The organism is Streptomyces sp. NPDC101776, from assembly GCF_044766845.1.
Taxonomy (GTDB): domain Bacteria; phylum Actinomycetota; class Actinomycetes; order Streptomycetales; family Streptomycetaceae; genus Streptomyces.
On the sequence record NZ_JBIWMV010000018.1, the window covers coordinates 78,835 to 92,717 of the forward strand.

Annotated in this window: 13 protein-coding genes; 5 read left to right on the top strand and 8 right to left on the bottom strand. The window is 70.0% G+C overall.

What is annotated here, in order from left to right; genetic code table 11:
• Window positions 1-41: 41 nt before the first annotated feature.
• The gene (locus ACIRRY_RS38915) at window positions 42-689 is read left to right on the top strand and encodes a GntR family transcriptional regulator (protein ID WP_403982685.1); all 648 of its coding nucleotides are present in this window, start codon (window positions 42-44) and stop codon (window positions 687-689) included.
• A 13-nt stretch (window positions 690-702) separates the two neighbouring features.
• Window positions 703-1,719, top strand: a complete 1,017-nt coding sequence (locus ACIRRY_RS38920) for a 1-aminocyclopropane-1-carboxylate deaminase (protein WP_403982687.1) — start codon at window positions 703-705, stop codon at window positions 1,717-1,719.
• On the opposite strand, the gene ACIRRY_RS38925 is transcribed toward ACIRRY_RS38920, so the two are convergent.
• A complete protein-coding gene (locus tag ACIRRY_RS38925) occupies window positions 1,716-3,164 on the bottom strand; it encodes an MFS transporter (protein WP_403982689.1) in 1,449 nt (482 codons plus the stop codon). The two genes, ACIRRY_RS38920 and ACIRRY_RS38925, sit on opposite strands and share 4 nt — an antisense overlap.
• 137 nt (window positions 3,165-3,301) lie before the next feature.
• Here ACIRRY_RS38925 and ACIRRY_RS38930 point away from each other — a divergent pair, with 137 nt between their 5' ends.
• Window positions 3,302-3,883 carry a TetR/AcrR family transcriptional regulator gene (locus tag ACIRRY_RS38930; protein WP_403982692.1) on the top strand — a complete coding sequence of 194 codons (582 nt, stop codon included), beginning with the start codon at window positions 3,302-3,304 and terminating at the stop codon, window positions 3,881-3,883.
• Between the two features lie 76 nt (window positions 3,884-3,959).
• Here ACIRRY_RS38930 and ACIRRY_RS38935 read toward each other — a convergent pair whose 3' ends face one another.
• From ACIRRY_RS38935 to ACIRRY_RS38965, 7 genes are all read right to left on the bottom strand, one after another.
• On the bottom strand, window positions 3,960-5,144 hold the full coding sequence (locus ACIRRY_RS38935) for a TerD family protein (protein ID WP_403983030.1): 1,185 nt from the start codon (window positions 5,142-5,144) through the stop codon (window positions 3,960-3,962).
• A gap of 112 nt (window positions 5,145-5,256) precedes the next feature.
• Complete coding sequence (locus tag ACIRRY_RS38940; protein WP_403982694.1) at window positions 5,257-6,246, bottom strand: zinc-dependent alcohol dehydrogenase family protein; 990 nt, start codon at window positions 6,244-6,246, stop codon at window positions 5,257-5,259.
• Window positions 6,243-7,091, bottom strand: a complete 849-nt coding sequence (locus tag ACIRRY_RS38945; protein ID WP_403982698.1) for a carbohydrate ABC transporter permease — start codon at window positions 7,089-7,091, stop codon at window positions 6,243-6,245. The genes ACIRRY_RS38940 and ACIRRY_RS38945 overlap by 4 nt, the downstream gene beginning before the upstream one ends.
• Window positions 7,088-8,026 (bottom strand): carbohydrate ABC transporter permease, encoded by a 939-nt coding sequence (locus ACIRRY_RS38950; RefSeq protein ID WP_403982701.1) that lies wholly within the window; start codon window positions 8,024-8,026, stop codon window positions 7,088-7,090. The genes ACIRRY_RS38945 and ACIRRY_RS38950 overlap by 4 nt, the downstream gene beginning before the upstream one ends.
• On the bottom strand, window positions 8,023-9,393 hold the full coding sequence (locus ACIRRY_RS38955) for an ABC transporter substrate-binding protein (RefSeq protein ID WP_403982704.1): 1,371 nt from the start codon (window positions 9,391-9,393) through the stop codon (window positions 8,023-8,025). Before ACIRRY_RS38955 ends, ACIRRY_RS38950 begins: the two co-directional genes overlap by 4 nt.
• A gap of 91 nt (window positions 9,394-9,484) precedes the next feature.
• Window positions 9,485-10,255 carry a DeoR/GlpR family DNA-binding transcription regulator gene (locus ACIRRY_RS38960; RefSeq protein ID WP_403982707.1) on the bottom strand — a complete coding sequence of 257 codons (771 nt, stop codon included), beginning with the start codon at window positions 10,253-10,255 and terminating at the stop codon, window positions 9,485-9,487.
• 268 nt (window positions 10,256-10,523) lie between these two features.
• Window positions 10,524-11,348, bottom strand: a complete 825-nt coding sequence (locus tag ACIRRY_RS38965) for an NAD-dependent epimerase/dehydratase family protein (RefSeq protein ID WP_403982710.1) — start codon at window positions 11,346-11,348, stop codon at window positions 10,524-10,526.
• 228 nt (window positions 11,349-11,576) lie between these two features.
• Between ACIRRY_RS38965 and ACIRRY_RS38970 the strand changes: the two genes are divergently transcribed.
• Both ACIRRY_RS38970 and ACIRRY_RS38975 read left to right on the top strand, forming a co-directional pair.
• Window positions 11,577-12,542 (top strand): 5-dehydro-4-deoxyglucarate dehydratase, encoded by a 966-nt coding sequence (locus ACIRRY_RS38970; RefSeq protein WP_403982712.1) that lies wholly within the window; start codon window positions 11,577-11,579, stop codon window positions 12,540-12,542.
• Window positions 12,539-13,702, top strand: a complete 1,164-nt coding sequence (locus ACIRRY_RS38975; protein WP_403982714.1) for a hypothetical protein — start codon at window positions 12,539-12,541, stop codon at window positions 13,700-13,702. Before ACIRRY_RS38970 ends, ACIRRY_RS38975 begins: the two co-directional genes overlap by 4 nt.
• Window positions 13,703-13,883: the final 181 nt, after the last annotated feature.

Here is a 13,883-nt window from a genome sequence, read left to right on the forward strand (position 1 = left end):
GAAGCATTGACATCTAACATTTCAGTTCTAGCATTACGGCCATGGAAGCCCTACGGCCCGTTCGCCGCACCCTCCTCCGCGACCGCGCCTACGAAGCGATCCGCGACGCCATCGTCGCCGGGGAGATCGAACCCGGCGCGGTGGTGCGGGACGCCGAGCTTGCCGAGCGGCTCGGGCTGTCGCGGGCGCCGGTGCGGGAGGCGTTCTCGCGGCTCGTGGATGAGGGACTCCTGGAGAGCAAGCCGCAGAGCTACACGCGGGTGACTCCGGTCGTGGCCGCCGACGTCAGGGACGCGGCGGCGGTCGTCGGTGCCCTGCACGAGTTGGTGACGCGAGTCGCCGTACCGCTCCTGCGGGGCACGGACGTTGACGTGATGCGCGCGGCCAACGACCGGTTCGCCGCGGCCGTGCGTGCCGGTGACGTGGACGCGGCACTGCGCGCCGACGACGAACTGCACGACGTCCTGGTCCAGGTCAGCGGCAACCGCGCCGCCGCGGCCACCGTCGCCCGCTACACCCCGCTCATCCGCCGACTGGAGCGACGACGCTTCGGCGAGGGCGGCTCATGCCGCTCGGCCGGACTGCACGAGCGGCTCATCGATGCCTGCGCCGAAGGCGACACGGACGGTGCGGTCCGCGTCACGGCCGACATCTGGCACACCCTCGCGGACCTGGCCGACGCCGACTGACCCTGGAGATCCCATGTCCCTTTCCTCGTACGACCGTTACCCCCTCCTCTTCGGCCCCTCGCCCGTCCACCCGCTGGAGCGCCTCACCGCGCACCTCGGCGGTGCCGCCCTGTGGGCCAAGCGCGAGGACTGCAACTCCGGTGTGGCGTACGGCGGGAACAAGACCCGCAAGCTGGAGTACCTCGTCGCCGACGCCCTTGCGAAGGGCTGTGACACCCTCGTCTCGATCGGCGGCGTGCAGTCCAACCACACCCGCCAGGTCGCCGCCTGTGCCGCCCGCGCCGGGCTCAAGTGCGTGCTGATCCAGGAGAGTTGGGTGGAGTGGCCCGACTCCGTCTACGACAAGGTCGGCAACATCCTGATCAGCCGGCTCGCCGGAGCGGACGTACGCCTGGTGAAGGCCGGGTTCGGCATCGGCTTCAAGGAGAGCTGGGAGCAGGCCCTGCGCGAGGTCGAGGAGGGCGGCGGCAAGCCGTACGCCATCCCGGCCGGTGCCTCCGACCACCCGCTCGGCGGCCTCGGCTTCGCCAACTGGGCCTACGAAGTCGCCGAGCAGGAGCGGGAGTTGGGCGTCTTCTTCGACACCGTGGTGGTGTGCTCGGTGACCGGCTCGACCCAGGCCGGCATGGTCGCCGGGTTCCGGGCGATCGAGCAGGCGGGCGGGCGCGAGCGGCGCGTACTCGGCATCGACGCGTCGGCCAAGCCTGCCGAGACCCGCGAACAGGTGGCCCGTATCGCGCACGGCACCGGCCGACTGATCGGGGTCGAGCGGGAGTTGACCGTCGACGACGTCGAACTGGACGACCGCTACCACGCCGGCGTCTACGGCATCCCGGACGAGACCACCCTGGAGGCGATGCGCCTCGCCGCCCGCACCGAGGGGATGGTCACCGACCCCGTGTACGAGGGCAAGTCCATGGCCGGGATGATCGACCTGGTCGCTCGCGGTGAGATCGCCGCCGACTCCACCGTGCTCTACGCCCACCTCGGCGGACAGCCCGCGTTGAACGCGTACAGCGCCCTGTTCTAGGGAGCCTTCGCGGCCGCCTCGGGCTTCCTGCCGGTGATCACGAGCGCCGACACCAGCAAGGCGGTCAGGGCGATCAGCGCGCCGACGCCGAACGCCCGGGCCGAGCCGTGGACGAGGATGTCGGACGGCGATCCGGTCGCGTGCCGGGTCGCCGTGCCGAACACCGTGACCAGGATGGACAGTCCGAGGGTGCCGCCGAGCCACTGGAGGGTCTGCAGGAGTCCGGACGCGGAGCCCGCCTCGCGCGGCCCGATGCCCGCGAGGATCGTCACGTTGAGCGGCATGAAGCTGAGGCCGACGCCCACGCCCATCAGGACGAGCGGGCCGAGGAGTCCGGTCAAGTAGCCGTCGCCGGGGCGGAGTCGCGAGAGCCAGCCCGTCGAGGTGGCGAGCAGGGCCATGCCGGTGAGCAGCACCGGTTTGGCGCCGAAGCGGGCCAGCAGGCGCGGTACGAAGCGGACCACTGTGAAGACCGCCAGGGTGATCGGCAGGAAGGCGAAGCCCGTGCGCAACGGGCTGTAGTCCAGGACTCGTTGGCTGATCAGGGTGAGGAAGTAGAACGCGCCGAACATGCCGGCGGGCAGCAGCAGGACGCCCACGTAGCCGCCCGCGCGATTGCGGTCCGCGAACAGGCGCAGCGGCATGATGGGTTGGGCGGCACGGGACTCGACCAGGGTGAAGCCGGCGAGCAGTGCGGCCGCCGCGCTGAAGCCCAACTGCGCCTGGAGATCGCCCCAGCCGTCCGAGGAGACCCGGATGAACGCGTACACCAGCGAGGTCATCCCGGCGGTGCCGGTGAGTGCGCCCGCGGCGTCGAACCGGCCCGCGTGGCGCGGTGTTTCGGTGACGAAGCGGGGAAGCGCGAGGGCGACCGAGATGCCGATCGGGACGTTGATCAGCAGCGACCAGCGCCAGGACGCCCAGGAGGTGAGCATGCCGCCGACGACCAGTCCTATCGACCCTCCGATGCCGGCCATGGAGGTGTAGATGCCGAGCGCGTGGTGGCGGCGCGGGCCCTCCGGGAAGTTGGTGGTGATGAGGGCGAGGGTATTGGGTGCGATCAGCGCGGCGCCCAGGCCCTGCAGCGCGCGGGCCGCGAGCAACCAGGCGCTGTCGGAGGCCAGTCCGCCGAGGAGCGAGGAGCCGGCGAAGACCAGGACGCCGATCGTGAGTGTCCGGCGGCGGCCGATGATGTCGCCGACCCGGCCGCCCAGCAGGAGCAGTCCGCCGAAGGCGAGTGTGTAGGCGTTGAGGACCCAGGACAGGCCGGTGGGGCTGAAGTCGAGGTCCTTCTGGATGGCGGGCAGCGCGACGTTGACGACGGTGGAGTCGACGCCGACCATCAGATAGGCGGTGACGACGACCAAGAGGACGGTTCCGAGCCTGGCGGTCCGGGGTGGCGCGGAGAGAGCATCGGTGGTGGGCGGTGCGGACGGGGTGGACATGGAGTTCTCCCGCTCTGGCGTCCCCGGCTGAAAGGCGTGCGGGCAGCACGGACTGCCCGCCGACATAAGCGGGGACTGTCTCCGTTTAGTACTCGGTAAGATACGGAGAGAGTCCCCGGTTCGCAAGGAGTATCTGGATGACGCAGGTCAGACCCATGCGTGCGGACGCCCGGCGCAACTACGAGCGGCTGCTGAAGGTGGCGGCGGAGTCGTTCGCCGAGCACGGGGAGAACGCGTCGCTCGACGACATCGCCAAGCGCGCGGGGGTCGGCTCCGGCACGCTGTACCGGCACTTCCCGACACGCCAGGCGCTGTTGGAGGCGGCCTACGTCGACCGGATCGAGGCGCTTGCGTCCCGGGCGGACGAGATCGCGAAGGAACTCCCGCCCGGTGAGGCGCTGGTCGAGTGGCTGTACTGGGTCGGCCTCGGCATGATTCAAGTGCGCGGCATGAAGGCGCTGTTGGGGTCGGCCGTCACCGATGGCAGCCAGGCCGCGCTCACGGCATGCGCGGGCTCCATGAAGGGTGCGGCGCAGCGGCTGGTCGAGGCGGCACAGCGGGAGGGGACCCTGCGCCGGGATGTCGAGCCGATCGAGATCCTGCGGCTGGCCCACGGAGTGTCCACGGCCTCCGAACTGGCGGACGGCCAGGGGAAGTTCATCCGCCGCTATCTGTCCCTGGTGACGGACGGCCTGCGGCCCGCCGCCCAGGGGGAGTGAAGAACGCCGGGCGCCCCTGATCAGGGGCGCCCGCAGCGGTCGTAGGACTGTGTCGGTGGTGGTCTGTCCGTGGTGGTTACAGCGCTTGGGCCGCCGGCTTCACCATGCCGCGCACCGTGCGGGACTTCGCGAATTCGCCCATCGCGGTCATGTCCCACTCGCCGGAGAACTGCTTGACCAGCTTGGCCATCATCACGCCGGTCTGGGCCTCGGCGTTGGTGAGGTCGAAGCGGACCAGCTCCTCGCCGGTCGCGGCGTCCAGGAGGCGGCAGTAGGCCTTGGCGACCTCGGTGAACTTCTGGCCGGAGAAGGAGTTCACCGTGAAGACCAGGCCCGTGACGTTCTCCGGGATGCGGCCGAGGTCGACCACGATCACCTCGTCGTCACCGCCGCCCTCACCCGTGAGGTTGTCCCCGGAGTGCTTGATCGCGCCGTTCAGGATCGACAGCTTGCCGAAGTAGCAGCTGTCGACGTGGTTGCGCTGCGGGCCGTAGGCGATGACCGAGGCGTCCAGGTCGATGTCCTTGCCGCGGAACGCGGGCTCCCAGCCGAGGCCCATCTTGACCTGGGAGAGGAGTGCGCGGCCGCCCTTGACCAGGGACACCGTCTGGTTCTTCTGGAGGCTGACGCGGCCCTTGTCGAGGTTGATCTTTCCGGCGCCGAGCGGGGGCGCGGCGGGCGGGGCCGGGGGCGCGGCGGGAACCGGAGGCGCCACCGGGGCCTGCGTCACAGGCGCGGGCGGGGCGACCGGAGCGGGCGCCGGAGCGGGCTCCTCCACCGAGACGCCGAAGTCCGTGGCGATGCCCGCCAGGCCGTTCGCATAGCCCTGGCCGACCGCGCGGGCCTTCCAGGCGCCGTTGCGCAGATAGACCTCCACGACCACGAGTGCCGTCTCGGCGCCGAGCTTCGGGGGAGTGAAGGTGCCCAGCACGCTGTTGTCGTCCGCGTTGCGGATCGTCGCCGTGGGCTCGATGCCCTGGAAGCTCTGGCCGGCCGCGTCCGGGCTGGCGGTGACGACGATCTTCTCGATGCCCGGCGGGACGGCGCCGGTGTCGACGATGATCGCGTCGGGTGCCGTACCGCCGCCGGAGCGGTAGGTCACGCCGGGGCCCGTCGGCTGGTTGTAGAAGATGAAGTCGTCGTCGGAGCGCACCTTGCCGTCGCCCGTGAGCAGCAGGCCCGATACGTCGAGCCGCACCGGGGCGGCGACGTCCACCGTCACGCGCGCGGCGGAGAGAGGGATGTTCGAGCCGGGGGTCATAGCTGTCATGACTCGTGAACGACCGAGACCATTTTGCCGTTCCCTTACCAAGCGACCAATTGCCAAGCCTTGGAAGTACCGGCCCGAATCCCCCTCGCGTCCCGCTGACTCCCTAGGGAATCACCACGATCTTCCGTCCCACCCCCGCCGCGAACTGTTCCAGCGCCTGCGGATAGCGCTCCAGCTCGATCCGGTCGCTGATGAAGATCTCCGGGTCGAGGACCCCGTTCGCGAACAGCTCCGCCGCCCGCTCGAAGCTGTGCAGCACCGCCATGGAGCCGGTGATGGTGATCTCCTGGTTGTAGATGCGGTACGGGTCGATCGACACCCGGGTCGCGTAGTCGGCCACCCCGAACTGGAGGAACGTGCCCGCCTTCGCCACCCGGTCCAGGCCGTCCTGGATCGCCGCCGCGTTGCCGGTAGCGTCGACGACGAGGTCCCAGCCCTGCGGCCGGTCCAGCTCGTCCGCGTTCGCCGCCGACCCGGAGACACCGAGCGTGCGGGCCGTCTCCAGGCGGGCCGGGTTCAGGTCCACGATGTCGACGCTCGCCGCGCCGGTGCGCTTGGCCAGCTCCAGCATCATCAGGCCCATGGTCCCGGAGCCGTAGATCAGGACGTGTGCGCCCAGGCGGGACTTGAGGACGTCATAGCCGCGCACCGCGCAGGAGAGCGGTTCCACCAGGGCCGCGTCCTCGGTGCGTACGTGCTCGGGCAGTTTGACGCAGTTCGCCACCGGGGCCACCGCGTACTGGGCCGCGCCGCCCGCCGTGGTGACGCCGATCGCGGCCCAGCGTTCGCAGAGGTTGTTGTGGCCGTTGCGGCACTGCCGGCACTCGTAGCAGTACAGCGAGGGGTCCACGGCCACCTGGTCGCCGACCGAGACCTCGGTGACCTGGGTGCCGACCGCGACGATCTCGCCGGCGAACTCGTGGCCCGGCACGATCGGCAGCTTGGGCGCGAACTCGCCCTGGAGGATGTGCAGATCGGTGCCGCAGAGGCCGCAGGCGGCGACCTCGACGACGACCTCGCGGGGGCCCGGCGTCGGGTCCGGGACCTCGGTGACGACGGCGCGGCCCACGGACTCGATGACGGCGGCCTTCATTTGACGGCTCCCAAGGAGAGGCCCTGGACCAGCTTGTCCTGGGCGGCGAACCCCGCGGCGAGCACCGGCAGGGAGATGACGAGCGACGCGGCGCACACCTTCGCCAGGAACAGGCCCTGACTGGTGATGAAGCCGGTGAGGAAGACGGGCGCGGTCTCGGCGACGACCCCCGTGAGGACCCGGGCGAACAGCAGCTCGTTCCAGCTGAAGATGAAGCAGATGAGAGCTGTCGCGGCAATACCTGGGAGGGAGATCGGAGCGATCACGCGCGCGAGGATGGTCGGCAGCCGGGCGCCGTCGATCTGCGCCGCCTCGATGACGGCGACCGGGACCTCGGCGAGGAAGGACTGCATCATCCACACCGCGATCGGCAGGTTCATGGAGGTGTAGAGGATGACCAGGAGCCAGATGTTGTCCAGCATCCCGGCGTTCTTCGCGAACAGGTAGATCGGCAGCAGACCCGCCACCACCGGGAGCATCTTCGTGGACAGGAAGAAGAACAGGACGTTGGTCCACTTCCTCACCGGGCGGATCGACAGCGCGTAGGCCGCCGGGAACGCCAGCAGCAGCACGAAGAGCGTCGAAGCCACGGACGCGACAAGGGAGTTGACCAGCGCGGGCCAGGGGCTCGCGCCGCCGCCCGTGCCGAAGAACTCCCGGTAGCCGTCCAGGGTGAGGGCGGCCCTGAAGGACGGCGGATTGGTCGCCGCGTCCGTCTCCGAATGGAACGACGTCAGCGCCATCCAGGCGATGGGCAGGAAGAACACGATGCCCAGGAGCCAGGCCACCAGACCGAGGCCCGCGCCTTTGCGGCGGGCACGCACGCGTACGGCGATGCTGCTCATGCGCGGGACGCCTCCTCACGGAACAGGGACGACACGACGCGCAGGGCGAAGGTCGCGATGATGATCGAGCCGATGACGACCAGGACGCCGGCCGCCGAGGCGAGGCCGTTCTCGTGGGCCTGGTAGAAGCTCTGGTAGACGGTGTAGGGCAGGTTGGCGGTGCCCAGGCCGCCGGACGTGATGGTGAAGACCGCGTCGAAGTTCTGGACGATGTAGATCGAGCCCAGCAGGGCGCCGAGTTCGAGATAGCGGCGCAGGTGGGGGAGCGTCAGATAGCGGAAGACCTGCCAGTCGCTGGCGCCGTCCACCTTCGCGGCCTCGATCTGCTGGTGGTCGCGGCTCTGGAGCCCGGCCAGCAGGATCAGCATCATGAACGGCGTCCACTGCCACACCAGCGAGGCCTCCACGGCGAGCAGCGGGGTGTTGGAGATCCAGTCCGGCTGTGGGCCGCCCACATAGTGCAACAGACCGTTGAGCAGCCCGTATTCAGGGTTGTAGAGCACATGCTTCCAGAGCAGGGCCGCGGCCACCGGCACCACCAGGAAGGGGGCGATCAGCAGGGTGCGGACGAAGCCCCGGCCGCGGAACTTCCGGTCCAGGAGCAGCGCGAGCAGCAGGCCGAGGACCAGGCTGGCCAGCACCACCGCGACGGTGAGCAGGATGGTCGTCCACACCGAGTGGCGCAGATCGGCGTCGGTGAGGACCTCGTGGTAGTTGTCGACGCCGGTGAAGTGGCGGGCCTTCGGGTAGAGCGCGTTCCAGTCGAAGAAGGAGATCACCAGCGTGGCCACGAACGGGAGTTGGGTCACGACGATCATGAAGACGAGGGCGGGCAGCAGCGGGGCACGGGTGGCCCAGGCGCGCAGCCTGTCCGAGGGCTGACGCGCGGTGCGGGTCGGAGTGGCGGCCAGACGGGCCGTTGTCGTGGCGGTCATCGTCCCTCGTACTCCTTGGAGATCTTCTCGGCGAGTTTCTGGGACTTCCTCAAGGCCGAGTCGACGGACTGACGTCCGGCGATGGCCGAACTGATCTCCTGGGAGACCTTCGTGCCGAGGTCGGTGAACTCGGGGATGTCGACGAACTGGATGCCGGGCGCGGGCCGCGGCTGCACACCCGGGTCGTTGGGCTTGGCACCCTCGATGGCCTCCTTCGTCTGTTCCTGGAAGGCGGCGGCCTCTTTCACGTACTCGGGGTTCGTGTACGTCGAGGCGCGCTTCCCGGCCGGCACGTTGGCCCAGCCGTCCGTCTCGCCGACCAGCTGCTCGTACTTCTTGCTGGACGCCCAGGACACGAACTGCCAGGCCTTGTCGGAGTTGTGGGACGCCTTCTGGATGCCCCAGGCCCAGGTGTAGAGCCAGCCCGAGGAGTCCGTCTTCTCGACGGGCGCCGGGACGTAGCCGATCTTGCCCTTCACCGGGGAGCCCTTGGCTTCCAGCGATCCCGCCGCCGAGGTGGCGTCGTACCACATGGCGACCTTGCTCTGGGTGATGTTGTTCAGGCACTCGGCGAAGCCGGACTGGGCCGCGCCTGACTCACCGTGCTCGCGGACGAGGTCGACATAGAACTTCGTCGCCTTCTCGAACGCGGGGGAGTCGAGCTGCGCCTTCCAGTCCTTGGTGAACCAGGTGCCCCCGAAGGTGTTCACGACGGTGGTCAGCGGGGCCATCAACTCGCCCCAGCCGGGCAGCCCGCGCAGGCAGATGCCCTTCATGCCGGACTGGGCGCCGTCGACCTCGGCGGCTATGTCGGCCACCTGGGTCCAGGTCGGGTGCGCGGGCATGGTGAGGCCCTTCTCGGCGAGCACGTCCTTGCGGTACATCAGGAAGGACGACTCGCCGTAGAACGGCTGCCCGTAGAGCTTGCCGTCGTCGGCGGTCAGGGACTCCCGCATCGGCTTGAGGATGTCCTGCTCGTCGTAGGCGGGGTCCTTGGCGACGTACGAGTCCATCTCGTGCAGCCAGCCGTTGCGGGCGTAGATCGGGATCTCGTAGTTGGAGAGGGTCGCCACGTCGTACTGGCTGGCCTGGTTGGCGAAGTCCTGGCTGATCTTGTCGCGGACGTCGTTCTCGGGCAGCACCGTGAAGTTGACCTCGATGCCGGTCTCCTTCGTGAAGTGCGGGGCCAGTTTCTGGAGTTCGACCATCTGGGGGTTGTTGACCATCAGGACGTTGATCGAGTTGCCGCCTGATCCGGCGCCGCCCGCTCCGACCCAGCAGCCGGAGAGCAGCGGGGCGAGCAGCGTCCCTACGGCGGCCAGGGCGAGCGTGGCTCGCGGCGGCCGTCGTCGGCTCTGGGTTCGCATGGATCGCTCCTGGACGTATAGGGAGATAAGGGGTTCGGTCGGGCATGGCTGCGCTCTATGTAGAGACTCAGTTGGAAATTCAAACGGCGTGCTAGACGCGGATGACCTGTGGCCCCAGCAGTGAGTAGCGGTGGGCTTCGGCCGACGGGAGCAGCGTGCTCGTGACGATCGTCTCCAGGGCGCCGATCTCGGCGAACCTGCAGAAGCTGACCGCCCCGAACTTGGTGTGCACACCCGCGAACACGGTGCGCCGGGAGGCGCGGATGGCCTGTGCCTTGACCTCGCTCACGGCGGGGTCCGGTGTGGTCAGGCCGTGTTCGCGGGAGATGCCGTTGGCGCCGATGAAGGCGAGGTCGAGGACGAAGCCGGCGAGCATCTTCGTCGTCCAGTGGTCGACGGTCGCGAGGGTGCCGTGCCGGACCCGGCCGCCGAGCAGCAGCACCGAGGTGTTCTCGGACTCGGCGAGCACGCCCGCGACGGGCAGGGACGCGGTGACCACGGTCAGCGGCCGGTCCCTGGGCAGCGCCTCGGCGATGAGCTGGGGGGTGAAGCCCTCGTCGACGAAGACGGTCTCGGCGTCCCCGAGCAGCTCGGCCGCGGCGGCCGCGATCCGGCGCTTCTCCGGGACATGGCTGGTGGCGCGGAAGGCGAGCGTCGTCTCGAAACCGGCGCTCTCCACGGGGTAGGCGCCGCCATGGGTCCTGCGGACCAGCCCGTGGTCCTCAAGGGCCCGCAGATCGCGCCGTACGGTCTCCTTGGCCACGCCCAGCTCGGCGGCGAGCGCGGTGACGTCGACCGCGCCGGTGCGGCGCGCCGCGCGCACGATCTTCCGCTGACGTTCCTCCGCCGAACTCGCGCTCATGGCCGACACCGCCTTCCCGTTCACTGGAGTACTGCCCGTTCGGGCCCGGTGGGACCCATGGGGGAAGTTCTACAGCCGGTGCGCGGCACTGACCAGGCCTGTTGCAGGCCCGATGCTGCCCGTGTGTGACCGTTTACCGCGCGGTGTGTCCGTCGCGGACCTGCGCCGCTGTCCGCCGGGGGGTGAGATCGGGCAGCGTCCGTGCCCGAACATGCCGGCGGGCGGGCCCGTTCGGTGCCCGCCCGCCGCCGCGTCCGTGGTTTTCCCGTCAGTACGGCCAGATCGGCGGGTCGTTCACGAAGTGGCCGCCCAGATAGGCGTGCGCCTCGACGCCCGGCTCCAGCTCGCCCTGCTCGGCGATCAGCTTCTCGGCGTACGGCTCGGAGTCGTCCTCAGGCTCGTAACCGAGCGCCCGCGCGGTCGAAAGGTCCCACCACAGACGGGTGTTGGCGGAGGAGCCGTAGACGATCGTGTGCCGTACGTCCTCGGCGGTCAGGGCCGCGTGGAAGAGGCGGGCGCCGTCGGCGGGGCTCATCCAGATCGACAGCATGCGCACGCTGCTGGGCTCCGGGAAGCAGGAGCCGATGCGTACGGAGACGGTCTCCAGGCGGTGCTTGTCCCAGTAGAGCTGCGCCAGATCCTCGCCGAAGGACTTGGACAGGCCGTAGAAGGTGTCGGGGCGGTGCGGGGTGTCGATCGGGATGAGCACGCTTGAATCAAGAGGTGTGTCGCCCTGGGGGCGCGGGGTGTAGCCGACCGCGTGGTTGGAGGAGGCGAAGACGATGCGCGGGACGCCCTCCTCGCGGGCGGCCTCGTAGAGGTTGTACGTGCCCGCGATGTTCGACGCGAGGATCTTGTCGAAGGAGGCTTCCAGGGAGATGCCGGCGAGATGGATGATCGCGTCGACGCCCCGCACGGCCTCGCGGAGCGCCGCCTTGTCGGAGAGGTCGGCGGTGATCGCGTCCGGCTCGCCCTCGATCGGGCGCAGATCCAGCAGCCGCAGCTCGTAGCCGTACGCGGGGAGCAGCTCCCGCATCAGGGTGCCGAGCCCGCCTGCGGCGCCGGTGAGCAGAACGGTGCGGGGAGCGGGCATCCTCGGTCTCCTAGGATCAGCGGCCTCATGCGTGAACGATATTCACATGCATGGACAAGCTAAGGTCGGCCACCATGCCCGTCAAGTGTGGCGCGGACCTGGGAAATTCGCTTCCTTCTTGCTCATTTGCCTGCTTGACCCACCCTGAGGCAGATCCTTAGGGTGGGGCTGTTCAGAAATGTAGACGTTGATCAGAAGAACGCACGCGCCTGTTTCAAGGGAGAGCCCGTGACGCCAGCCCCTCTCGCCGACCGGCTCAGTATCCCCAGCGGGCCGCTGTTCTTCCCCGTCACCGCGTACGGCGCCGACGGCTCCGTCGATCTCGACGTCTACCGCGCGCATGTCCGCCGGGGCGTCGAGGCCGGAGCCGCCGCCGTGTTCGCGTGCTGCGGCACCGGGGAGTTCCACGCGCTGCTGCCCGAGGAGTTCGAGGCGTGCGTGCGGGCCGCCGTGGAGGCGACCGGGGGCCGGGTGCCCGTGGTCGCGGGCGCGGGCTACGGCACCGCGCTCGCCGTACGGTACGCACGGCTCGCGGAGGGCGCCGGGGCGGACGGCCTGCTCGCGATGCCGCCGTACCTGGTCGTCGCCGGGCAGGAGGGGCTGCTGCGGCACTACCGGGAGGTGGCCGCGGCGACCGCGCTGCCCGTCATCGTCTATCAGCGCGACAACGCCGTGTTCACCCCGGCGACCGTGGTCGAACTCGCCCGCACCGAGGGCGTCATCGGCTTCAAGGACGGCCTCGGCGACCTCGACCTGATGCAGCGGATCGTGAGCACCGTACGCACCGAAGTCCCCGGCGACTTCCTGTACTTCAACGGACTGCCGACCGCCGAACAGACCCAGCTCGCCTACCAGGGCATCGGAATCACCCTCTACTCGTCCGCCGTGTTCTGCTTCGCCCCCGAGATCGCGCTCGCCTTCCACCGCGCGCTCGTCACCGGCGACGACACCACGGCGAACCGCCTCCTGGACGGCTTCTACCTGCCGTTCGTCGAACTGCGCGCCCAGGGCCGCGGTTACGCCGTCTCGCTCGTCAAGGCGGGCGTGCGGATGCGCGGCCTGGACGTCGGCGAGGTCCGCCCACCGCTGACCGAACCGACCGAGGACCACGTCAAACAACTGGCCCAACTCATCGAGCGCGGCTACACATTGGTCGAGGCGCAGATGGATTCACGGATCGAGGAGGGCGCGTGAAGGCGTCGGCTTTCGTCTACCCCTGGGATGTCAACGGCGACCCGGAGGCAGGCGGCCGGATCGCCGAACTCGGAGTCCAGCAGGCGACCTTGGCCTCCGCGTACCACTCCACGCGCGCGCTGACCCCCCGCCACCCGCGCCACCGCGTCGTCACCGCCGAGCACGCGGCCGTCCTGTACCCGCCGGACTCCCGTTGGCAGGGACGGGAGTTGAGGCCGTACGAGGCCGGTGACTGGGCGCCGGGCGACGCCTACGGGGAGGCCGCCACCGCGCTCGCGGACGCGGGCCTGGACGTGCACACCTGGGTCGTGCTCGCCCACAACTCCCGCCTGGGCGCGGACCATCCGGACACCTCGGTGGTCAACGCCTACGGCGACCGCTACCCCTGGGCCCCCTGCGTCGCCCAGCCCGCCACGCGCGCGTACCTCGTCGACCTCGCCGCCGAGGCGGCCGTACGCCCCGGCGCGCGCGGCACCGAACTGGAGTCCCTCGGCTGGTACGGCCTCACCCACCTGCACGCCCACGACAAGACCGGGGGAGTGCCCCTCGGGGACGCGGGCCAGTACCTGATGGCCCTCTGCTTCTGCCCGACCTGCCACCAGGGCTACGGCGAACAGGGCCTCGACGCCGAGGAGTTGGCGGCGGCGGTACGCGTGGCGCTGGAACCGGTGTGGCAGGGGGCGCCCTCCGACGGCGGCTGGCCGGGCGTCGAGAAACTCCTCGGCGAGGCGAACGCGACGGTCACCCGCGCGTGGCGCGACGACAGGGCCCGAACCCTCCAGGAGACGGCGATCGCGGCGGTCCGGGCGGCCGCACCCGCCGACTTCCAGATCCTGCTCCACGCGGACCCGGAGTCCTACCACTGCGGCGCCAACGCCGGCGTGGACCCCGCCCACATCCTCTCCGTGTCCGACGGCGTGGTCGTCCCCTGCACAGGCGGCGCGGGCCTGCTGACCCCGTTCGCCGAACAGGCCCGGGCCGGCGCGGTGCTGGCCGCCAACTTCACGGTCGTCTCCGGGATGGGAGGCCGCCCGGGGGCCCTGGGCGCGGACGCGGCCCGCGCCCGGGAACTCGGCGCGACCGAACTCCGGCTCTACCACGCGGGGTTGGCGTCGGAGGGGGACTTGACGGGGGTACGGGAGGCGTTGGGCGGACTTTGAGTCGGACGCGGCGTCAGGGACGGAGCCGGGGGCGGGTTGGGGCAGGAGACGCCGGCCGGACTCTGAGTCGGGTGCGAGTGCGGGTGCGAGGACGGTGACCAGTACCAGGACGCGCCCGGAGTGAGCGAGGCCAGAGAAGCGTGCCTGGTCCAAGCGGCGCAAACGCTCCGCTGAAGTCGCG